This is a genomic window from Paenibacillus terrisolis, from assembly GCF_056171975.1.
Window position 1 is genome coordinate 46262 of sequence record NZ_JBKFGG010000015.1, and the last position, 22906, is coordinate 69167.

The following is a 22906-nucleotide window of genomic DNA, read 5'->3' on the forward strand; positions in this document are numbered from 1 at the left end:
AGGTTTTTTCATTTTCTAAATTTTACTTTCTAGCAATAGATTACTAAAAATAACTTAGATTACACTGAGACTATCCTTAGAATTTGATAAGAATATAATTTTGAAACAAATAATAATGCTCCCTTCGAGATATCGATGGAGCATTATTGGTTTCCATTTTTAATTTTAGGTAAACACACTTTGAAAATGCTTCCTTGGCCTGGAGTGCTTGTCACCACAATAGATCCATCGTGGAGGTCAACAATACTCTTTGCAAGTGCTAATCCCAGGCCAGTACCTTCGGATGCGTGCATTCTTGCAGATTTACTACGATAAAAACGTTCAAAAATATTTGGCATATCATTTGGTTCGATTCCAATACCCGTATCGGAAACTTGTATGCCACAATATTCCGAGTTATAAAATGTCGATAATATAATCAAGCCGCTTTCTGGTGTATATCTTATTGCATTTTCAAGTAATATGAGTACCAGTTGTTTAAGTAAATCTTCATTCCCCCAGGTCATAACTGTAGGATGATATTTAATAACAATTTCCGTTTCAAGACTGAAGGTTGGAATTCTAGGTTCTATATCCTTCAAGATATTGGATAAATCAACGACTCCTTTTTGAATCTCATTTCCAGCATCTGCCCTTGCAAGAGATAACAAGTCTCCTACTAGTTTCGACATCCGTTTGGCTTCTTTGGATGCGTCGTTCAAGATCTCAGCTTTTTCTTCGGAAGGAATATTACCGTTCTTCTGTAAGATATCCAAATTTCCACGTATTGTTGTCAAGGGAGCCCTAAGCTCATGAGATGCATAAGAAATAAATCTACGTTGGCTGACAAACGCTCTCTCTAAACTATCTAACATTTCATTAAAAGTCTCCGCAAGTTGACCAAGTTCATCTTTGGCTCCTGAATATACAACCCTTTGATTAAAGCTTTGTGATATTGTTATAGCTTGTGCCGTTTGGTTGATGATTTCTACTCCTTTCAATGACTTACGTGACATAAACCAACTGGCGATGGCTGCTAGAAACAGTCCTGTAAAAGTTATACCAAAGATCATCCAGCCTAAACGTACCAAGGAGGCATCAATTTGCTGTAAAGAAACCTCCGATTGTATATAACCAATTGTTTTTTGTCCAAATCGAATCGGTGTCACCATCACACGAAAACGAATATTTTTTTTAGGATCCGTGTAAGTTTGCAAATTGCTTTGCATCTTATTAAACTCGGTGATTTGAGTATCTGGAGCTTGATAAGAATTGGTGCTCTTTGCAATACTCTCCCCCATCAAATCCCTGACGATCACATAAACTCCATTTAAAGAAAACTCCTCGAAAGAAAGATTCGATTTGGTTAATGGAATTCCTTTTAATAAACTTTTCTCAAGTTCCTCCCTTATATGCAAGGATACACTCTTAAGTAATCGGTCTTGGTCTCGATAATATGAGACTTGATGCATAAAAAAAATCGATGATGTAATCCCAACCAACAACAATCCAAAAATTAAAGTACTCCAAAGAGTTAATCGCATACGTATTGGCATCGTACTAATCCCTCAAAACGTAACCGGCGCCTCTAACTGTATGAATTAGGCGAGGTTCCCCTTGCAATTCCAGTTTATTTCTTAAATAACCTACATAAACCTCCAATACATTTGACTCCCCTCGAAAATCGAATCCCCATACTCTTTCCATAAGAAGATCCCTAGTCAAAACTTGCTTAGGATGTTTCATAAAAAAGCAAAGTAGATTAAACTCGGTTGTCGAGAATTCAATCATTCGTTTTCCCCGAAATACCTCGCGCGTTGAAAAATTAAGTGTAAGGTCCGAAAAGGTAAGTTTTTCATCTTCTTTCTTTTGATGATCAAGACGTCGTAATAATGCTTTAACCCTTGCAACTAACTCTTCGAATGCAAATGGTTTTACCAAGTAATCATCAGCACCTGTTTCAAGGCCATTGACACGATCTGCAATGGAATCCATACCAGTAACCATAAGTATTGGTATGTTCACTTCTTTTCTTAACCTTTTACAAACTTCCAAGCCATCAAGGTCAGGCATCATGACATCAAGAACGATTAGATCAGGCTCATTCTCTAGCACATAATTTAGTCCTTCTCTTCCACCGTTCGCAACGGTTACCTCAAACCCTTCGTATGTTAATCCCCTTCGAATCATTGTAGATATTGTCTTGTCATCATCTATTATTAAAATTTTGGCACTCAATTAATTCCCACCTCTCAACTACCCATTAACCTTTGACTTTATTTATTGTAGTCCTAAGGGCTTTATTTATACTTTCCCATTGTATCTCGAACAACCATAGTCCCTTGATACTTTCCCATTTGACTAGTGAACAAGTAGCGCCCTTTATCTTTAGGAAACAGTTCGACAATTGTCTTTTGTCCGTATGGCAACAGTATACTTTTATGATAATGGGGGAATATTACAAGATCTGAATAAGCCGTTCTTTCCTCCCTGACAAATTCTATGCGTACAGGTTTACCACGTTGTACAGTTATCGTACTTGGTCTGTATCTTCCATTGACGCGAATCTTGACTTTTTGATAACCTGATGAGTCGAATGTAATTTGACTTGTTTTATTTTTCTTAATAAAAAGCCCGATAGTCACTACAAGAAATAATATCATTAATAAGATACCTCCCCATTGATAAATTCTCATGGAGCTCCCCGCTTTCAAGGATTTCATCTTTCAAATAGTTCACTACATATTCTTATTTCCGAATTATAATCAATGAAAATTAGATTATTATGAGATAAATTTAAGAACTTCATAAGAAATGTCTCACTTCCAAATCAATCTAATTTACTGAAATAAAAAACAAGCACTCAATTGAGTGCTTGTGGAGAATTAATTATCGGATATATCCCACTAAAGATTTAATTTACCTTGTATCCGGTCTTATTAATTGCTTCTTTAATTTCATTTAGAGTCACTTTACTTTCATCAAAATCAACAGAAACGGATTTAGATACCAAATCAACTTCTCCAAATGCCCCCACACTCTGTACTGATGCCTCAACCTTTTTAGCGCAACCTCCACAATGCATACCTTCAACGATTAGATTTGCTTTCATCTTAAATTACCTCCGAATGAATTTTAGTTTTTAACTCCGTATCACAGTTTTACCCTTTGAAGACGAAGTGAATTAAGCACGACGGATACAGAACTAAACGCCATCGCCGCCCCTGCAAGCCATGGGGCCAGGAAACCTAGAGCCGCAATCGGAATTCCCAAAGAGTTATAAGCCAACGCCCAAAAGAAGTTTTGTCTAATGTTGCTCATGGTTTTACGGCTCATAAAGATTGCATCTGGAATGCTGTTTAGATCTCCCCGCATTAAGGTGACATCTGCTGCTTCCATGGCCACGTCGGTACCTGTCCCAATTGCCATACCAATGTCCGCAGTTGCAAGAGCGGGAGCATCATTAATACCGTCACCAACCATCGCTACTTTTTTGCCTTGAGCTTGAAGCTTCTTAACTTCTTCAGCTTTACCTTCAGGTAAAACCTCCGCCAAAACATGTTCAATGCCTACTTCTTTGGCAATAGCGTTAGCCGTTCTTAGGTTGTCCCCTGTAATCATAACAACTTCTATACCAAGTTGTTTCAATCGAGAGACAGCTGCTTTTGATGTTTCTTTAATTGTATCGGCAACCGCTACGAGTCCGGCATAGGTACCGTTCATAGCAACCAACATTGCCGTTTTGCCACCCGTCTCAAGATCCTCCATTTTGGAAACTGCCTCAGTATAAACGATGCTACGAGAAGAAAGAAGTTTTCGAGTCCCAACCAGTAATTCTTGCCCATCTACAACAGCACGAATTCCATGGCCGGGTATGGCTTCAAATTGTTCAGTTTCCGGGATGTTGATCCCTCTAGATATGGCTCCATTCACGATTGCTTCTGCAAGCGGATGCTCCGACTTTTTCTCAGCAGCCGCAACCAAACGCAAAAGCTCATTTTCGTTTAATGCGTTTGTGATCACATCCGTAAGCTCAGGTTTCCCTTTGGTAAGAGTCCCCGTTTTATCCAGAATTATTGCATTAATCTTATGTGTCGACTCTAAATGCTCACCTCCCTTAAATAGTATTCCTGCCTCAGCAGCCCGTCCGGAACCAGCCATGATCGAAGTTGGCGTTGCTAATCCGAGTGCACAAGGGCATGCTATTACAAGAACGGCAATTAATTTTTCCAACGCCTCGGCAAAATCACCTGGTGCTACAAAGAAATACCATATTAGAAACGTTACTACAGCAATGGCAATAACGATCGGGACAAACACGCCCGATATACGATCTGCCACTCTTTGAATAGGAGCCTTCGTACCTTGGGCTTCTTCGACTACTTTTATAATTTGAGCCAAGGCAGTTTCCTTTCCAACTTTCGTAGCTTTAATTTTGAGAGAACCATTTTTATTGATTGTGGCTCCAATAACATCTTCACCAGGATTTTTTTCGACCGGGATACTTTCACCCGTAATCATGGACTCATCAATCGATGAAGTGCCATCCACAACTACGCCATCAACCGGTATCTTTTCACCTGGCTTGACCAAGATCAAGTCACCGACAATGACTTGTTCTACCGGCACCGACACTTCCTGGCCGTCACGAATAACCATAGCCGTTTTAGCCTGTAACCCCATTAATGTTTTTATCGCTTCAGAAGTACGTCCTTTTGCAAGCATTTCAAACAATTTACCTAAGATTACCAAAGTGATGAGGACTGAACTCGTTTCAAAATAAAGCTCAGCAGCCCCGTGATGACCCCCCATAAATTCCCACTCAAATGTCTTATATACACTATAGAAATAGGCTGCGGATGTACCAAGAGCAATCAGGACGTCCATATTTGCACTTTTGTTTCTAAGAGCTTTGTAAGCTCCCGTATAAAATTCTTTACCAATCCAAAATTGCACTGGAGCGGCTAGCACCAATTGAATCCAAGGATTCAATAGAAATTCAGGAATCCACATGGATGAGGTCCATTTGAAGTGTGCTATCATTGCCCAAAGTAATGGTAAGGAAAGTGCTGCGGATATAATCAACTTCATTTTCTGTTTTCGGATAGTCTTAGCTCTGTGGTCCTCTTGCTTCGACTCGCTTTTCGGTGTGGCTTGATAGCCCAACTTCTTAACCCTTTGAATCATATCCTCTACAGTAACCTCTGAAGGAGTGTATTCCACGTGAGCCGATTCCATAGCCAAATTCACATTAGCCATTGTTACTCCTGGAAGTTTGGAGAGCCCTTTCTCAATTCGTGTAGCACATGCGGCGCATGTCATTCCTCCAATTTGAAAATCCGCCGAAGACTTTACCGTTCCGTATCCAAGATCAGAAATTTTCTTCTCAAAGGCTTCGATGTTGGTTTTATCCGAATCAAAATGAACTGTTGCTTTTTCTAAAGCCAAGTTGACATTAGCTGACTCAACGCCGTTCACTTTTGTTAATCCTTTTTCTATCCTTGTAGCACAAGCAGCGCATGTCATACCTGAGATTTGCAAAGATACTTGTTTGCTTGCCATGGTCTATCCACCTCGTTTAATTTCATTAATTTCTTTAATCAAAATATACCCTACAGGGGTACCCTATGTCAACACTTATTTTTGTTTGTGAAGAGCTTTTCTTAGTTTGTCCACTTGTAAAAAAGAAACTCTACAGAGAAGTGTCTTAAGTTTTCAGTCATAAAAGAAAATTGCTTTAATGCAACCATTTGTTCAAATGGTTTAGAAAAAGGGGGAATTAAAATCAACAAAAAAAGAGCCCATTTTAGGGCTCCTTTCAAATTATTACGTTATCTCATCAACTTGTTGACTGTTACCATAAGTTCCTTTAATACTTCTGTATCCCCTTCTTGAATACGATCAATAACACAACTCTTCATATGGTGCTCCAAAAGCAATTTTGAAACGCCATTTAAAGCGGATTGTACCGAGGCTATTTGGTTTAGTACATTATCACAATAAGTATCCCGTTCAATCATTCCTTTTATTCCTCTAATCTGACCTTCAATTCGATTCAAGCGGTTAGATAGATCGTTTTTTGTAGCCTCTGAATGATGGCTCTTGCGATCTGTAGTTGAACAGCAATCCACTTTATCGCTTTCCGTTGCTTGATTCACGATTTCAGTCGTCAAGTTCATGTTACCACCTCCACTTATATAAACAATATACTCCCACCCCCTATGTTTTGCAATTGCAAAAATAAAATGCATATAAAAAATAAACAAGCCATATTCATTAATATATAATATAGGTATGGGGGGTATAAATATTGATCGTTTTACCAATCATTGCTTTGTTCTTTCTTCTAACTGCATGGGTTTATTGTTTTATTTTATCTTTCCGAACACAATTGAGTAATATGGCTGGCATGATGGCGGCAATGGCAACAGGAATGTCAGTTGGTTTGGGGATGGGCAGCCTCCTAACCATAATAATTTCAGGCGACTTTTTTACAACGACTTGGCTTAGCATGTTATTAGGTGGCCTTACCGGCACATTCATCGGATGGCCCAAAGGCCTTATGGCAGTGATAGATGGATTATTGTCTGGAGTTATGGCCGGAATGATGGGAACAATGCTTCTGGTAATGATACCCGATTCTTCAATTCAAACCATGTTGAATATTATTTCTTTGTTTACAATCGCAATCCTGTTCATGGTCTATATACTGCTGCACGGTGAAATCGCTCCTAGAGATTTATATAAAAAATCATTCCTTCTATCCAACCCACTTTGGATGTTTATAACAATTTGTTTTTTTCTAGCGGGAAATCTGTTTATCAAGTAAATTCGAAATTAAAAATAACCCCCAAAACCCGAATGAACGAATTTTGGGGCTTTGTAATTATGCTGCCATTTTACGGCATGCTTCAGCACATTTAAAGCATGCTTCAGCACATTGTTGGCAATGTTCTGAACCATGACTTTTGCATTCGTTTCCACATTCTTCACAAACGTCTGCGCAGATCTTACAAACCTGTTTCGCATAAGTACTGTTCATGGACATCGCTGTCGCAGCGAAAGTGCAAATATCAGCACATTCTCGATCCAATTGTATACATTTTTTCATCATCCCTACATTCTCTTCTTCCAAACAAGATGTGTAACAATGGTTGCATGCCACCATACAGCGAAGGCATTCATCGATGCAATGTTGAAACTGCTCATGAGACATCTGTGCTCAATCCTTTCTTTGGGTTAGTTGAAATAACATAAAGTATTATGTTCCCATATAATCAATAAAATTCAATTTGCACAGGATAATCGTTCTGAGTACCACATCATTTCCACAGAGAAAACACATACATTTTAGATAAAATAATAAAGACATTATTCTGGGGATGACAGCAAATGAACGATAGGCTTAAAAAAGGTGACTTGATATTAATTTTATGTATTGTTTTAGTGGCGTTCTTTTTAATGGGAGCCAAATGGCTAAAAAATAATTCTGTGAATGAATCGAATGAGGATTATTATGCAACAATTAGAGTGGATAATCAGGTCTTCAAGAAAGTGAAACTAACCGATGAACCCCAAGTTATCGAGGTTAGAACAAAACTAGGTTACGATATCCTGAAGATCCATGACAAAGGAATCGAAGTAATTGAGTCCGATTGCCCACAGAAGATTTGCTTTACTTTTGGGAAGATATCTAAACCAAATGAAGCTATAATTTGTTTGCCACTACGAATGTTCGTTGAAATTAGCAAATCAGAAAAACCAAATGATGAAAATGAGGTCGATGCCTATGTTCAATAAGCAAACCTTGTGAAATAGTAAAAATGATTTTGCTGCTCGCCTTATGAATTTCATGAACTGGGATACGACAACAAAAGTTCGATTCATTACGCTTGAAACAAAAACCAAAGTAAAAATAAGCTTTCTTAAAAAGAAGCTCATCTTTTATTTTGGTTTTTTAGTAAGAATGGTTATACGGTTAAAAATGTTAAGCATATTTTTGGGCTCAAAAATTTTATTTTTGTCTTTGATCGCATGATATTCAAGGCTGCTATGTCACTATTAGTAATACCGAATACAGAGTTTACTTAACAGTCCACTTTTTACTCATGGTTAAACTCCTAACTATGGTGGAAAGCAACCGCTCGTTGTGTTCTATATTGAGGCCTGCATTCTCAATGTTTTCTAATGTCTTTCGATTAATATTAGCTCCAGAGATTCGTACTGTTAATGGATTAAATAAATCCATGACAGCCCCCACAAACGGATTATCACTGCGCATGTGCTCCAATAAACGGATTTGACCTTCCGGCTTACATACGCGAGCTATTTCCTTCAGTCCTTGAACAGGATCCGGAACAGAACAAAAAACACAAGTGGCAATTACATAATCGAAGGTGTTGTCTGCAAAATCCAAGTGTTGTAAATCCATTTCAAATAAATTAACCTTCATTTTAAGTTCGGAAGCACGTACCTTTGCATAGTTCAGCATCTTCGGACTAAAATCGATGCCCGTTAATGAAAGAGATGAAGGATAATAAGAAAGATTAGCTCCTGTACCAATCCCAACCTCTAAAATGTTACCGCTTAATCCCGATAACAAATTCCTCCTCCAAGTTTTCATCATCTTGCTGTCTATTTTATGAAACAAAGGAGCTACACGGTTGTATCGCTTTTTTATTATTTCTGTTTTTGATTCATTCAAGGCTATAACCTCATCTTATGGATTTTGTTTTTAGGGTTTGTTCCTTTGCAAAAGCCAATATATAAAACCGATAATCCCAGTTAACACAATCATCAATAAACAAGCGCGTCCGATCGAAAGCCCCGTTTGAAGAAAAGATGTGCCGCGGAATGAGAAGGCTGATATAAATAAACATGACAATCCCATAGCTATAAGAAAAATAACAATAAGCCAATCCGCCCTCTTCATATTAGTTCCTCCCGGTATCAAGCACAAATCGGATCTCAAATCGAGTCCCTAGGCCTAATTTGCTGGAAACAAGGAGTTCGCCGTTTTGCAACTCCACCAGCTTTTTGGCAATCGGTAAACCAAGCCCTGTTCCGCCATGCTGCCTGGATCGGGATTTCTCCACTCGGTAAAAGCGTTCAAAGATATATGGGAGCTCCTCTTCCGGAATTCCAATACCGGTATCTTCCACCGCTAAATAAACATAGGAGTTGTTTTGGTATAATTCAACGGTAATGCTCCCCTTCTCCGTATAACGAACGGCATTTTCTAATAAGATTAGAAGAACTTGTTCCATCCGCAAACCATCTCCAAAAATCAGCGGATTATTCTTATTGATCTTTGTCTGAAGAGACAGGTTTTTCGTATCTGCTTTTAGTTTGATCTTATGCACCGCATTGTCCGCAATTTCAACTAAGTCAATCCACTCCAGGGACAAGCTGATTTTGCCTTCTTCCATCTTGGCAAGATCGAATAAATCATTTACTAGGTGTTGTAAACGAATGGCTTCCTCGTGAATAATATCTAAATACTTATTCTTCTCATCCTCTGTTTCATACAAATGATTCTTAAGGACTTGGGCGTATCCTTCCAAGTAAGTAATGGGAGTTCGAAGTTCGTGAGAGATATTTGCAAAAAATTCCTGTCTGGTATCCCGGTATCTTTGAAGCTCAATGCCCAGGTGATTAATGGAATCCGACAGAATACCAATTTCATCATTCCGTTTTATCGTTAATCGGGTTTCTAATTCCCCTGCGGCAATTTTTCGAGTTGCTGCTTGCATTTGCAATAATGGTCGAGAAAGGATTTGGGCAATGATCCAAGTGATTCCTATAGCGATTAAAAATGCCCCTATTCCAGACAACATCAGCACGCTACGAACGGCAGAAATGGATTCATCCATGTGTTGTGTTGAAGAAAGGACATAAACCGCTGCTTTAATATTTACTCCTGTTGCATCCATAATAGGTCTAGCTGCAATGAAATAACGATCTCCTTTGGGATCGGTATATTCAGTATCCAGAGATTTCCCGGAAAAAAGAAGCTGCAAATCCCTTGATTTAATAAATGTACGATCAGATAACTCAAGGGATCCCGAGTTGGCCAAGATGCTTCCTTTTTCCGAAACTAATATAATGCTGACATTTGAAAAATCAGCAAATTTGAGTAGTGTCTCTTCGGATAATATCTCAGGTGATTCGCTCATCGCTGTGAAATGAGTCGTTAGTTCATTGACCTCCGTTCTCAAATCCGAGTTATAGAAGTTCGTGAACATCCGATCAATGGTAAGGCCCAGTGAAAGAATTACAACGACAAAAGCGAAAAGAATCATCGAACCAAGCTTTAAACCAATCTTATTCCTTATCATTAGAAAAACCTGCTCCGTTAAATTTATAGCCCACTCCCCAGACCGTTTGAATCGGGTTATAACCGAGCCCAGCCTTCTGCACCTTTTCCCGGATGTTCTTGATATGGGTGTCTACGACGCGAGATTCTCCCTCATACTCATCTCCCCAGATTAAATTGACCAATTCTTCTCTGCTGAACGCACGTTGGCCATTTTTAGCAAGAGTGATGAATAAATCAAATTCTTTGGGCGTGAATTCAACAGAATGATCATGGATCATTACCTCTCTTCCCTCTGCTAGTATCCTTAGATGAGAAAACTCTAAAGCGGGTTCTTTTTGTCTTATGGACTGAGTAATCGTCGAACGACGAATTAAGGAATAGATCCGAGCAAGTAACTCCTCAGGTTCAAATGGCTTTGTCAAATAATCATCTGCGCCAATTCCAAGTCCAAAAATTTTGTCTTTTGTTTCTGAACGCGCCGTAAGCATCAAAATGGCAACATTATCACTCTCACGAATCTTTTTGCATACTTGCCACCCGTCCATATCCGGTAACATAAGGTCAAGCAGAATAATGTCGAAAATATGGTTGGCCGCCATTTCCAGAGCTTCGTTTCCATTGGTAGCCTCTTTAACCTCGAATCCCTCTCGAGTTAAATAAATCCGTAAAAGATTTCGCATATTCCATTCATCATCTACAATAAGCACTTGAAGTTTTGACATGCCGTCACCTACCTTTACCGACTTAACGTTGACTTATTTTTGCATGCTTACTGCCTCTTGGTTTCGTATGAAAAACCAAACCAATAAAGCTGTCGAGATCAGTAACATGACAATACTTGTCCATTGCCCGGCAGTCCACCCCAAGGCATATCGCGGTGAATCTCCTCGCAAGAATTCCAGCGAAAAACGAACAAAAGCGTACATGATATTATAACTTAAGAACAGCCCACCAACGGGAAGCTTAATATTCTTCATGGCTATGAGAACTCCAAATACGATAAGATCAAGCTGTCCCTCCCAAACTTCGGCCGGCCACAAAGGGGTGGAGCCGTATCGCTCAAAAGCAATTGTACCTTCAGGATACACAATTCCAAATCCTGTTCCCGTTGGAGCCCCGAATGCATCTCCGTTTAGGAAACAGGCAATCCTCCCTACAGCCTGCCCTAATATGATGGCAGGGGCTAAGATGTCTGCGAGCTCCCAAAACGAAATTTTATTTTTCCAGGTATATACAGCCGTGGTCAAGATACCACCGACCAATGCTCCCAGAATGGAAATTCCTCCATTCCAAATCGCAAAAATTTCGGATATATGATTCGAGTAGTATCCCCATTGAAAGAAAAATACATGCCATATTCTTGCTCCAATAATGGCACCAACAAGCACATAAAACAACAGATTAAAGATATGCTTTTGATATTGGGTACCCCGAGCTAAATAATATGCAACACCAACTGCAATTAAAATGGCTAAACCCACCACTACGCCATAGGATCTAAGGGAAAACCCTCCAATTTCAAATAAAATTACTCTCAAGTGAACTATCCCCTTATTTTTTATGGAGTCACAAATCAAAATAAAGTTTATTTTGCCTTACGACCGCGTTATATCAAATTTGTTTATTTGTATTTTTATATTTATCCCCAAAAAATATAGTGAGTGAGCTCACTATATTTCCAGATTCACTTACTCGCTCCAGGATAATGAAACATTGTCACCATTTGGCCCCTTGATGTTCATTTGTGCCTGGGCTCCTACCTCAGTTTTGGGAAACCAAGCCATATACAGCGGGTGGTGCGAGTCATTACTTACGGAAATCATCCGAGAAGGAGAAACATTTTTACCATCTGAGTCTTGCATGCTAATCATCTTCTCATTTAGTAAATTAGAAATATCTCCAGAATGAGCGGTCAATGAAATTCCAAATACATCATTCTTTTGAAAATCATCCGCTTTTAAATCCGCTAAAGAAGGATCACTGCCTAGGTCAGTTACTTGTAACTTTTGAACTGTGAGTTGTGCCGGTCCAAGAGTCCCGTTCTGGACAAGGGAATTCTGGTTATCGTCTGCAACCGTTAAATCTGTGGATTGGACAGGAACGATATTATCTTCTAGCGATATTTCATGCGGCTGAGATCCTACCGGTATCCTGTCTGCCACCTTTCTTTCCTCCCGGTTAATCTTTACAATATCGTTTGATTCCCGGTTTGAAACAAAGGCCCATAATCCATCAGGTGTAAAGCCTACGTGATTTGCGTAAGAACCTGTTGAAATGGTTGCCAAAACCCGAAAGGTATCCGTACTAATGACAGTCACATCATTTGATTTATTATTACTAACCCATAATTCCTTTCCATCTGGCGTAATAGTTACTCCATGCGGAGCCTCCCCTGCTTCAATATCCTTGATTACCTGCAGGGTTTTCATATCAATGACTGATACCTTATTTGATTCTACATTAGCTGTAAAAGCGTAACTAGAATCCGGCATGACTGCCACCTCATTGGGTACTTTTCCAACAGCAATTGTTTTTATAACCTTTGCCGATTTGGAGTCTACGACAGAAATCGTGTTATCGTTCACATTGGCTGTCCATATTTGGGAACCATCTGCAGTAACAGCAACATGAGCCGGACCCTCTCCCGTCTTGATCAAGGCAGTTTTTCTAAAATTAACCGTATCTACAATGGCCAATTCTCCGCCCAACTTTCCAAGCCCTGGATTGAGGGATACATACAAATTTTTGCCGTCTGGACTTATATCAATCCCATGAACACCTTCATCAAACGCGAGTTCCTTTAATTTCTTTTTGGTTTTTGTATCGATAGCAACTAGCGTTTTACCGTCAAAGCCGGTACCCGCATAGAGTACTTTTCGGTCTAAGCTTAATGCAATACCATGGGATGCTTGAGCTGTTCCCAGCTTAATTGTATCGACTGTTTTTCCCCGTTCATAATCAACTACAGAAATGGTTCCGTCTCCGGCGTTAGGCACGTAAAAAACCGAGGAAGAAGCTGCTTGCCCCTTGGGCAGTGTTACTATAATTAACAAACTGACAATGAGCAGCAAGAAAAGGAAAGCTCCCACCCATCTAAATTTATTTTTCATGAACTCATTCACCTCATGGTTTGTCGTTTGTTAATGTCGCTTCTTTCCCATCATCGGCATCAATAGCATGTGGAACAAAGGACAAATTAGTAGAAGTAAAAAAGGAATTATGTTCCCTGTAGAGCTATTTAATCCGTTAAAAAGCAATATTACCGCGAATAAAGCGATCGGCAGAACGCAGCATACTAACATCATCCAATTATGTTTTTTGGAATGGTTAGCATGCGACCCGTCAGCATGATTATTTTCGTCATGATTATGATTACCACAGCAACTCATAATAGTTCCTCCTTATAAAATCCGATTTTGAATGATTTACTTGGAAAGTCTTTGAAGTTCTTGCTTCATTTGCTCATTTTGAATTTTTAATTCATTAAGCTGTGATTGAATTGCTTGATCGTTCGAAGAATGGTCCGAATGAGAAGACCCATGACCGTGACCATGACCTTTCATTCCAAACATCATAAACACCATCATTAGTGGACAAGCCAACAACAGTAGCAAAGACCAATCCATTTATTATTCCTCCCTTATTAATCTCAAATTGCTTGATGAGTACATTGTATAAGGTGATTGTGTGGAAATCGTGTTGAAAGAGTGCGCATTCAATGAAGCTGGATATAATTTTAAAAAGAAAAAGCACAGCTCAAAGAACTGTGCTTTTCTTAATCATTTTTGATCACTTTAATGACTTCCGTGCCCTTCTCCAGATTTCGCAACAATTTCTAGCATAGAGTCAATCTCCCCTTGCGCAGCCTCACTAATTGTAGACACAGCACCTGTCAGCCAAGCATGATTGTATGGCCCTTCTGTAGGCGACTTTACAAACTTTGGTTGGACAGACATAACGAAGGACATGACGGATTCAGGCATGGAATCCTTATTAGTCCATAATAACGGAGCATGTTTTCCTAAATGAGAAAACGGCGCTGCGGCAATAGCCAAATCTGGTGAATCGCTACTTACAAAGGAGAAGTTATGCCCGGGAGTTGCGATTCCCCATCCAAAGCCGGTTTTAGGGTCTTTATACTTAGCAAATGCAACTGCATTTGCAAAAGGATCTTCACCGGAAATACGAACTGTATTACCGAATTGTTTTAGCTCATCTTCTACTTTTGAAGAAATTACAGATTTGGGTCCCAGAATATAAATATTTGCCCTCCCACCTCTTGTTTGCAACGCTTCAACGGTTTCTTTCGGAATTTCGTCTTTCATGACATACAACAATGGCTCCGGCATATGGGCGATCCAGTTGATTGCCGGCATGGTATACTCTTGTCTTTCCATCGATCCAATAATGACGGAAGATGGATTTTCCCCAGCTACTTTTGCGTAATACGCATCGATAATTTTAGCCAAAGCAGCAGGATTATCGGCAGTAAGTTTGTCCGTTTTAAATCCTAGCTTCTTTACCTGATCCTCTACTTTTTGACCGAGGTCACCTACCAAGATCACTTGGACTCCCCCGTTACTCTCCACACCTTTGGGCTGTAGTCTCTTCATTTCATTTGCGGTAGCTTCGGGTAGACCATCTTTATTTGCGAACAAAATGGGTCCATTGCTTGGATGGTGGATCAAATCGGCACTAACGACTGCATTTTGCCAGTCATCAGCAGAAGTAAGAATAATGCTTCCCGGGCGGTTATCCTCACTAGTGGCCATCCAAAGTGTTTTTGAAACCAAAACAGCAGCTTCCACAGGATCATCTGTATTAATCCGCGTCGTGTTTTTTGAGGAGATCCATGGGACCGCCACTTTTGTCTCTGAAATCGCTGCATTACTTGGAGTTTGAGAAAAACTATCCGCTTGTACTGCGTTGTTTTTTTCTGAATTCGTACATGCCGATAAAACAAGAACCACAGCAAAAAATACCATTCCAATTTGCACTGATTTCTTCATATAGCCTCCCGTAAATTGTCATTATTTAATAAGTATCATTATTAAATGAAACCTATTTTAACCAGAATTTTAATCAAAAAGAGTGTAGAAAGTATGTGGTTTCCGTGGAGTTCTCGTTTTATTATTAACTTTTTCACTTCCAAATATTACGTCTAAACAAACCCTCAAGGCATGTGTTAGTATGACGTCAGTTTCACAACAAAACAATTGGAGGGGATTCGATATGAAGAAATCTTTAGCAATTATAGTCATGTCCGTATCTTTGGTATTGAGTCTATTTGGAGTCCAAACAACTCATGCTGCAAGCAATGCTCCTGCATCAGCCCAAGCAACAGTAAGCAGTGTACGGGAAAATGTCATCTCAAAGGGAATGAAATATATAGGGACTCCTTACGAGTTTGGATCCAGTAGAAGTAATACCAAAACATTTGACTGTTCCGACTTTGTAAGACAAGCCTACCTGGAAGGGGCAGGAATTAAGCTGCCTGCGGACTCAAGAACTCAAGGCGCATATATCAAGAAAAACGGAACGTATACGACGAATTGGAAAAATCTAAAACGGGGAGATATTATGTTCTTTATGTCTTACCGGGGTAACAAAGCCTCAGACTATCAAGGAATCAATAAAAGTACTGCCCGTATTACCCATGACGGGATTTACCTTGGAAACGGAAAGATTCTACAAACTTATTCCAAAGAATCGGGGGGCGTTCGAATCGATAGTATTGAGGGTACACAATGGGAAAAACGCTTTCTCTTTGGAGGAAGTGTCCTGAAATAGAACAAACGAGCCAGTGTGAAATAATCACACTGGCTCATTTTCTTTTGAACTATACTTGGAATTGGTTAACCGCATTTTTCAATTTTTCAATAGTTTCTAGCATTTGGGATGAGGTTTCGGATATATCCTCTGTTCCATCTACTTGCGAATGGCTGGCATTCTTAATGAATTGAACATTTTTCACTGTTTCATCAGCGATTAAAGTAACCGTCTGAAATGAGGTGGCGATTTCTTCAGTTCCTGCAGATATTTCCTGAGTTAGGGCTGATACTTCCTGGTTTTGATGAGTTACAACTCTAGCAAAATTGACTATGTTACTAAATGCATGATCTGCTTCTTGTAAGACTTTCATCCCTCGATCAAGCTGTTCGAGTCCTATTTTTACCATCTCGGTAGCGCCATTTGTTTTATGTTGAACAGTACCAATTAATGAACGAATATCATTTGAGGAACTCTCAGATTGTTCAGCCAGCTTTTTCACTTCATCGGCAACTACTGTAAATCCTCTACCTTCCTCTCCTGCTCGAGCTGCCTCAATTGCGGCATTTAATGCCAAGAGGTGAGTTTGTGATGCAATTTCGGTAATCATGCCTGCAATAATACTAACGTTGTCAGACATATGGTACAACTCATTAATGCTTTCCGCCATTAATCGAGTCGTTTCATTAAGCTGATTGATTTCCTCAACTGCTGTTTGAATTGACTGATTTCCCCGGTCTGCTTGTTCCAACATTTCGGTTGAGGTTAATGCGACAATAGATGTTGTTTTAGCGATGTGCTGAATATTATTTGAAATATCTTCTAAAGCATTAGCACTGTCATTCATTCCTTGTGCCTGCTTTAACGCTCCTGTTTCGACTTGTATGATATTTGAATTCACATTTAATGCCGTCTCTGCAATTTGTTTCGTTTTCTCATCAACTGATAACGAAGAATGGTGAACACCTGTAGAAACTTCCTTGACGGAATACACCAATTCTTTAAGCCCTTGCACCATCTGGTTCACGCTTTTAGCGAGACTACCAAGTTCATCCTTTGTCTTTGGAACCATAAGATTTACCTTTAAATCACCTACTGATACCTTTTCCATAAGATGTGTCATCTGAACAATTGGCCTAACAAACCTAATGGACAAAAATGCAGCAACTGTTAAGGAAATTAAAAGACCCAGCAGGGCAAACCAGATAATACTTCTTTGAAAGTTTTGGGAGGCATGCTCATACATTTCTTTCGGCATACTTACATGAAATGCCCCAATGACATTGCCCTGCTTATCTTTTATTGGTTCGTATAAAGATAGTTCTTCCCCATTATGGGAAGAACCAAGATAATTTTCTCCTTTCTCTAAAACCACTTTTTGAACATCGGCTTCTAGAGAGATCATCGAATCATTATTTGCCATAGGGTCATCTGCAACTGAAACGCTGGTCTCACCTTTATAAATGACGATACTATCACCAGTCAATTTATTGATAGATTCTACTGCTTCAGTATTATTTTCCATTAGAGTGTCGCCCTTATACAATTTAGCATTTTTAACTTCCCATTCTCCAGGATATCTTTCGTTAAATAACGCTTTGGTCATAGCTTCATTCGTTACAAGTTTTTTTTCTGCAAGATGGGTGACCTCATTTTTCATAACAACTGCTGAGTACCCTCCCACTGAAACAATGACAATTAAAATAATGCTCGAAAACATAATCATCAATTTTATGGAAAGTTTCATTGTTACAGCTCCTTATAGTTTCTATAAAAATTCATTTATTTCTAAATGTTCCTGCGATTTCCGAAAATTCATTCTTTGTAAGAACTCTTCTTGGAATGAATGCCGGAACTGATTTTTTATACTCTAGATATTTTTCTCCGAATTGCTCAATCATTTGCTTTTCCTCTTTTTTAGAAAGCCTTGTATACATAACCAAAAGAACAGGTGCCATTAAAATCGTAATTATCGTTGGCCACTGCACCAGAAAGCCAATTATACTAAGTACAAACCCGCTGTACTGGGGGTGACGTACGATTCGGTAAATCCCACTGGTAACCATATCTCCCTTAGCACCATGGATTCCTTTCCAACCTACCCCAATAATTAAAATCCCCGCAAATATGAGAATGTTACTAAGAGGATGGAGAACGGAATATAGTGGTATTGAACCTCCAGCAAGCGCCACCCATAAATGGCCATTCAGATGGGTAAACGGATCTAACACAGGGTATCTACTTCCCAAGGTTGAAGTTAAAATGTATATGGTTAACGGGAATCCAAACATTTCGCTAAATAGCGCGATTATAAAAGCCGCAAAAGCTCCTAATGTTCGCCACTCCCTTTTCGTTTGCGGCTTATAAGCCGCAAATACAAACATACCAAAGAAGAGAATATTAACTATAACGGATCCCCAGAGACCATATGCGTACTGACCCAAAAGATGCATAATAACCATCCTCACTTATTTAGATTTACGGTCTATTCACAATACTTACCAATACATAGATGAATCCGCCAACTAATAATGCTTCATTGAATCCAAAACTCATGGATAAGATAACAGCTATTACAGAACCTACTACGGACATAATGCCGTTGATCCCAAACATTATGGGAATAGCATCTTCCTTTCCCGATTCTTCAAGAATTTTAAGACCTTTTGGAAAAGGAATCCCCATAAAGAAGCCTTGAGTCATTACCAATATTGACGTGATGATGATTTTGTAGGGTAAATTCCACCCCGATGTTAGGAGAAATAATTTATCTAAAACCAGTATCAAAACTATATTGACAAGCACAATTAAAAGAGGAGTAATTCGCTCACCTTTCTGAAATTTGTTGAACCATTTGTTTCTGCTGATGTACCCTCCTAATCCGCTACCAACCAACAATGCCGATAGTACATAGGTAAAAGTGGTCACAGGATGACCGAAGTAAAGAGAAAATTTTTGTATAAGCGGTGTTTCAATCGACATATACCCGACACCTAATAGCCCAAAATAAGTTGCAGGTTTCGTCAAACTACGATTTTTAACTAGAAAAGGTGCAAAGAGAACAACGCCTCCAGCTCCAACTGCAATAAGGAGAATGATTAGGGCTGAAGGTATCCCCTTCTCATAATTATAAAAATAGGGACTATCATCAGTAGACGGAACAACATTGTTACTAAACTTAGATGTAAATTCCTTGAAAGTATCATGTTCATCTTCTAGATGCTTTAATGGCCCATCCTCATAAATATTAGGAAGAAATAATGGAACATTTCCATTCTCCAATCCTTTTTTCAGTAACTGATTACTTTCCTCCTCCGAAAAAGGAGTATTTTTAATGATCACGACAGGATAATGTATATGTCCTGAGTCATCGCCGTGTCCTGATTCAGGTATATCTTTGGAGAAAATTGCAACATATTGAGGGGCTTCCTTTAAAGGAATTCCTCTATTTACTAGCGCTGAAACTGAGGTCGCCACTATTTTTTCGAGATCATTTTGATCATGTGTAAGAAAAGCAATTTTTCCGTTATTCTCTAATTTATTTAGATAATCTTGCATTGCCTCAACAGTATAAATATAGTTTTCCGAAAGAGCATACCCCAAACTTTGAGAAGCATTGGTCATCACTAAAGATAAAAAAATCATGTCGTATTTATCTTTCGTTCTTCTGACAAAATTCCGCCCATCTTCTGCATAAACCTTTACTTCCGGTAAATCGTAAATATTCCCATTAAATTCCGAGTACTTTTTTACGGCATTGATGCTTGATGTATTTATTTCTACTGCTGAAATATCTTTGCTTCCAGCTGCTAAAGCGTACAGGATGTCCCTTCCGCCTCCAGGCCCAATTACCAATGACTTATCATTCTTCCCAATTAAAAAAGGTAAAAACTCAGCTTCTTTTTTGTATTTTTCCAGACTGCTTAAATTCCCGTTATATTTCATCATAGGTGCGTTTGCCGCTCCATCAATGGTCACCACCATAAAGTCTGGGACCTCCGGCAATTTTATTACATCTGTTCTTGAAAATGAGTTCCATTCTGTAGATGAAATTTCTACATTTTCACCGTCATTTTTATACATCCCAAATGTTTTGCTTGTATTGGTCAATAGACCGTTGAAATTCTTCTCGATCATATTTACATATTGAACTGGAATAAATAAGCCCGAAGAAAGTAGAATAAGCGAAACTGAAGATATAATAATTAGCTTCTTGCTGTTTAAAAAAAGGGAACTGCTCAGAGCAGATAATACAGCAACGACCGCTAGAATTAGAGAAGATCTGAACATTCCCAGTGTATTCAACAAAAAAATCACAGCTATACTCCCTAAACCAGAGCCAAGTAAATCTGAAAAATAGATTTTATTACCTATATCTGAGGATATTCTAAAAAATAGGGCTACATAATAACCCCCTATTATGAAAGGAATAGTTCCCAGTAAGGAATAGATCAAAATACTATTTGTATAAGGCAGAATATAAATCACAGTTAATATAACCAGGTAATTTAGCGCTAATAAAAGCGCTACGAAGCTTAAACTATATAATTTCTGTTGCTTACCCAGTTCTATTAACTTTTTTTGCTGCATATATACTAGTACGCTTCCGACCCCAACTCCACATAATGCAAAAGATGTAATCAGAAAAGTATAGTGATATGACAAAAGTGCTGAAAATAATCTCGTTAGTATTATTTGGTATTGAAATAGGGAAACAGAAATAAAGAAAACACTTGATAGAATTAAAAAATTTCCTTTTCTGCTGATTGATTTAATCAAGAATGCCAACGCTCCTTAAAGAAATGAATGAAAAAGAAGTGCGTATTAAGCACTTCTTTTTACTGGTAGAGTTAAATATGTCTCATGAACACAACGAATTAAGTAGTTTAGCTGTAATTGCTCCAGACTATTTTTTACTCTGCTATATTTTTAAATTCATTATCAGATAATATTCGGCGAGCTGTTACATAGCGTTCCGCAAAGTAGTCTTCTGAAAGCTCGCTGATTTGAACTCCTTTACTTGCAGATGAATGAGAGAATAATCCGTTCCCCATATATATACCTTCATGAGAAATGCCCGTTCCGTCCGTATTAAAAAATACGAGATCTCCTGAGCGAAGGTTCTTCTTCTCAATCTTGACTCCTTCTTTTGCTTGTAATTTCGTAGTTCTAGGAAGGTCTACATTTAAATTTTTAAAAACATATTGAGTGAAACCAGAACAATCAAACCCTTCGGTTGTCGTTCCACCATAAAGATAGGGTGTTCCCAAGATTTTGTTTACTTCAGTTTGTAACGGTGATTTACTTTCTGCGAATGCGCTTCCCATATTGAACACTGTAAAAACGGAAAGAAACAAAAAAACTACTAAAAACTTCTTCTTCATGTACTTCTCCTTTCGTATTTAAGATAAATTCATTGTACATGGAAGATGTTGAGAATATATGTGGAAAGTAAGAAGTTGAAAAATTGAGGCGGTTCATGTCGATAGAACTTGTATGGATCGCACTCAAATAATTGTCCTTTCCATACATACACGCTACAGTTAATGAGAAGTAAAAATTTGATTAGGGGATAATACCAGAGGATGTGAGAGATAAATCGAGATTAGCAAACGGATAAAAATCGAAGGTTAAAGTACTTTACAAAAGGCAACAATGGCCTACTCTAAATTATTATTCGTAAATGAATTATTTTTCTTAAAACGCCGACCATTTCATTTATTGGCTTTATTATTATGATCGTAGGAACACATTTTTCCATCTACTATAAGTAAAGCATATGAAAAAAAGTGGTACCAATTTCACCAACGAATCAGCACATAACGAAGAAAGGGGGCATTACGCCTCCCTTTCCTCACATTTACCCATTACGCTTACTTCATAATATTCCCTATAAGTATGAAGTATAACCATATCAGTATTCGGTTCCGCCGACCCCTGTGCAATAGCAACAGCTTTGATCGCTTTGCTGATTGCGTTATCTCCCACAGCCTGCAGTTCGATCACACCACATTTCTGAATTACACTTGTAATTCGTTTGGCTGCATCAAGAGGATCAAAACGATCTGAAATTCTGCAAATTGATATCATGATGGAACTCTCCTTCTTACACTCGAATATGAGTTCATCTCTTTTTGAAAGAGCATAACGATACTTTGACCAGTAACATTACTCAAGACTTCAGGAGGGGCGGCAAGCATCAAAGCTGCCACCCATCTCTCCTTACCATTCCGCTTCAAAAGTTCATTTAAAAAGCGTTCCTTGGCTGTCATATAAGACCTTCTTCTCTTAAAGAAACATAGTCTTCAGTACCAACAATGACATGATCCAGAACATCAATATCAAGAATCTCACCAGCATTTATTAGCTTTTCAGTCATACTAATATCTTCAGGACTTGGAGTAGGATCACCTGAGGGATGGTTATGCACACAAATGATGGATGCTGCTCCTTTAATGATTGCAGGTTTGAATACTTCACGTGGATGTACAAGCGTGTGGTTTAAAATACCCGTTGAAATTGCCTCTTTAGATAAGATGCGGTTTTTTGTGTTCAAAATGAGGATCACAAACTGCTCCTTCTCCAATTCCACCATGTCGGATGCCACCAGATACACATCCTCTGGAGTACGAATGTAACGGGGAGCATTCTCTTCCATTACTCTTTTTACAAGCCCTAACAGCTTTTCAGCCTGTCTACGTCTTCTAGGTGGCAAAGCACTCAACTGAGATTCCATCACCATAAAGTCTTTCATAAAATCTCCTTCCCGTTTACCCCACCACCAGAACGGCGGTGTTGGAATAAACACCGCCGTTTAGCGCCGGGCGAGAGGCGAACTTA

Annotated in this window: 24 protein-coding genes; 3 read left to right on the plus strand and 21 right to left on the minus strand. The window is 38.8% G+C overall.

Translation table 11 applies throughout. The features are described 5' to 3' along the window. Positions 1 to 143: 143 nt before the first annotated feature. From ACI48K_RS13645 to ACI48K_RS13670, 6 genes are all read right to left on the minus strand, one after another. A complete protein-coding gene (locus tag ACI48K_RS13645; RefSeq protein WP_475028148.1) occupies positions 144 to 1535 on the minus strand; it encodes a sensor histidine kinase in 1392 nt (463 codons plus the stop codon). Between the two features lie 4 nt (positions 1536 to 1539). After that, complete coding sequence (locus tag ACI48K_RS13650; protein ID WP_475028149.1) at positions 1540 to 2217, minus strand: response regulator transcription factor; 678 nt, start codon at positions 2215 to 2217, stop codon at positions 1540 to 1542. 62 nt (positions 2218 to 2279) lie between these two features. Further along, complete coding sequence (locus ACI48K_RS13655; protein WP_475028150.1) at positions 2280 to 2675, minus strand: cupredoxin domain-containing protein; 396 nt, start codon at positions 2673 to 2675, stop codon at positions 2280 to 2282. Between the two features lie 218 nt (positions 2676 to 2893). Then, positions 2894 to 3091, minus strand: a complete 198-nt coding sequence (locus ACI48K_RS13660; protein ID WP_475028151.1) for a heavy-metal-associated domain-containing protein — start codon at positions 3089 to 3091, stop codon at positions 2894 to 2896. 41 nt (positions 3092 to 3132) lie between these two features. After that, a complete protein-coding gene (locus tag ACI48K_RS13665; RefSeq protein WP_475028152.1) occupies positions 3133 to 5541 on the minus strand; it encodes a heavy metal translocating P-type ATPase in 2409 nt (802 codons plus the stop codon). A 269-nt stretch (positions 5542 to 5810) separates the two neighbouring features. Further along, complete coding sequence (locus ACI48K_RS13670; RefSeq protein WP_475028153.1) at positions 5811 to 6158, minus strand: metal-sensitive transcriptional regulator; 348 nt, start codon at positions 6156 to 6158, stop codon at positions 5811 to 5813. Between the two features lie 131 nt (positions 6159 to 6289). Between ACI48K_RS13670 and ACI48K_RS13675 the strand changes: the two genes are divergently transcribed. Beyond that, on the plus strand, positions 6290 to 6808 hold the full coding sequence (locus ACI48K_RS13675; protein WP_475028154.1) for a hypothetical protein: 519 nt from the start codon (positions 6290 to 6292) through the stop codon (positions 6806 to 6808). A 57-nt stretch (positions 6809 to 6865) separates the two neighbouring features. On the opposite strand, the gene ACI48K_RS13680 is transcribed toward ACI48K_RS13675, so the two are convergent. Beyond that, a complete protein-coding gene (locus tag ACI48K_RS13680; RefSeq protein ID WP_475028155.1) occupies positions 6866 to 7195 on the minus strand; it encodes a four-helix bundle copper-binding protein in 330 nt (109 codons plus the stop codon). 176 nt (positions 7196 to 7371) lie between these two features. Between ACI48K_RS13680 and ACI48K_RS13685 the strand changes: the two genes are divergently transcribed. Continuing rightward, positions 7372 to 7779: a NusG domain II-containing protein gene (locus ACI48K_RS13685; RefSeq protein ID WP_475028156.1), complete on the plus strand. Its 408-nt coding sequence runs from the start codon at positions 7372 to 7374 to the stop codon at positions 7777 to 7779. Positions 7780 to 8062: 283 nt separating this feature from the next. Here ACI48K_RS13685 and ACI48K_RS13690 read toward each other — a convergent pair whose 3' ends face one another. The 7 genes from ACI48K_RS13690 to ACI48K_RS13720 all read right to left on the minus strand — a co-directional run bounded on the left by ACI48K_RS13690 (position 8063) and on the right by ACI48K_RS13720 (position 15306). Further along, a complete protein-coding gene (locus ACI48K_RS13690; RefSeq protein WP_475028157.1) occupies positions 8063 to 8683 on the minus strand; it encodes a class I SAM-dependent methyltransferase in 621 nt (206 codons plus the stop codon). A gap of 229 nt (positions 8684 to 8912) precedes the next feature. Beyond that, positions 8913 to 10316 carry a sensor histidine kinase gene (locus ACI48K_RS13695; protein ID WP_475028158.1) on the minus strand — a complete coding sequence of 468 codons (1404 nt, stop codon included), beginning with the start codon at positions 10314 to 10316 and terminating at the stop codon, positions 8913 to 8915. Further along, on the minus strand, positions 10303 to 11019 hold the full coding sequence (locus ACI48K_RS13700) for a response regulator transcription factor (protein WP_475028159.1): 717 nt from the start codon (positions 11017 to 11019) through the stop codon (positions 10303 to 10305). Before ACI48K_RS13700 ends, ACI48K_RS13695 begins: the two co-directional genes overlap by 14 nt. 33 nt (positions 11020 to 11052) lie before the next feature. Next, positions 11053 to 11835 carry a prolipoprotein diacylglyceryl transferase gene (gene lgt / locus ACI48K_RS13705; RefSeq protein WP_475028160.1) on the minus strand — a complete coding sequence of 261 codons (783 nt, stop codon included), beginning with the start codon at positions 11833 to 11835 and terminating at the stop codon, positions 11053 to 11055. Between the two features lie 150 nt (positions 11836 to 11985). Beyond that, on the minus strand, positions 11986 to 13407 hold the full coding sequence (locus ACI48K_RS13710) for a YncE family protein (RefSeq protein WP_475028161.1): 1422 nt from the start codon (positions 13405 to 13407) through the stop codon (positions 11986 to 11988). A gap of 315 nt (positions 13408 to 13722) precedes the next feature. After that, positions 13723 to 13923, minus strand: coding sequence for a DUF2933 domain-containing protein (locus tag ACI48K_RS13715; RefSeq protein WP_475028162.1), 201 nt, complete (start codon positions 13921 to 13923; stop codon positions 13723 to 13725). A 168-nt stretch (positions 13924 to 14091) separates the two neighbouring features. Continuing rightward, the gene (locus tag ACI48K_RS13720; RefSeq protein ID WP_475028163.1) at positions 14092 to 15306 is read right to left on the minus strand and encodes a cell wall-binding repeat-containing protein; all 1215 of its coding nucleotides are present in this window, start codon (positions 15304 to 15306) and stop codon (positions 14092 to 14094) included. A gap of 223 nt (positions 15307 to 15529) precedes the next feature. On the opposite strand from ACI48K_RS13720, the gene ACI48K_RS13725 reads away from it, so the two are divergent. Continuing rightward, a complete protein-coding gene (locus tag ACI48K_RS13725; protein WP_475028164.1) occupies positions 15530 to 16087 on the plus strand; it encodes a C40 family peptidase in 558 nt (185 codons plus the stop codon). 49 nt (positions 16088 to 16136) lie between these two features. Here the strand turns inward: ACI48K_RS13725 and ACI48K_RS13730 are convergent, their stop codons facing one another. The 7 genes from ACI48K_RS13730 to ACI48K_RS13760 all read right to left on the minus strand — a co-directional run bounded on the left by ACI48K_RS13730 (position 16137) and on the right by ACI48K_RS13760 (position 22820). Beyond that, entirely contained in the window at positions 16137 to 17813 is a 1677-nt protein-coding gene (locus ACI48K_RS13730; RefSeq protein ID WP_475028165.1) for a methyl-accepting chemotaxis protein, read from the minus strand. A gap of 31 nt (positions 17814 to 17844) precedes the next feature. Continuing rightward, positions 17845 to 18519 carry a methyltransferase family protein gene (locus tag ACI48K_RS13735; protein WP_475028166.1) on the minus strand — a complete coding sequence of 225 codons (675 nt, stop codon included), beginning with the start codon at positions 18517 to 18519 and terminating at the stop codon, positions 17845 to 17847. Positions 18520 to 18544: 25 nt separating this feature from the next. Next, a complete protein-coding gene (locus ACI48K_RS13740) occupies positions 18545 to 20845 on the minus strand; it encodes a spermine/spermidine synthase domain-containing protein (RefSeq protein ID WP_475028167.1) in 2301 nt (766 codons plus the stop codon). Positions 20846 to 20979: 134 nt separating this feature from the next. Continuing rightward, positions 20980 to 21450, minus strand: a complete 471-nt coding sequence (locus tag ACI48K_RS13745) for a C40 family peptidase (RefSeq protein ID WP_475028168.1) — start codon at positions 21448 to 21450, stop codon at positions 20980 to 20982. A 454-nt stretch (positions 21451 to 21904) separates the two neighbouring features. Continuing rightward, positions 21905 to 22156, minus strand: coding sequence for a stage V sporulation protein S (locus ACI48K_RS13750; RefSeq protein WP_475028169.1), 252 nt, complete (start codon positions 22154 to 22156; stop codon positions 21905 to 21907). Further along, complete coding sequence (locus tag ACI48K_RS13755; protein WP_475028170.1) at positions 22153 to 22338, minus strand: hypothetical protein; 186 nt, start codon at positions 22336 to 22338, stop codon at positions 22153 to 22155. The genes ACI48K_RS13750 and ACI48K_RS13755 overlap by 4 nt, the downstream gene beginning before the upstream one ends. Continuing rightward, the gene (locus ACI48K_RS13760) at positions 22335 to 22820 is read right to left on the minus strand and encodes a JAB domain-containing protein (RefSeq protein ID WP_475028171.1); all 486 of its coding nucleotides are present in this window, start codon (positions 22818 to 22820) and stop codon (positions 22335 to 22337) included. The genes ACI48K_RS13755 and ACI48K_RS13760 overlap by 4 nt, the downstream gene beginning before the upstream one ends. Between the last annotated feature and the right edge of the window lie 86 nt (positions 22821 to 22906).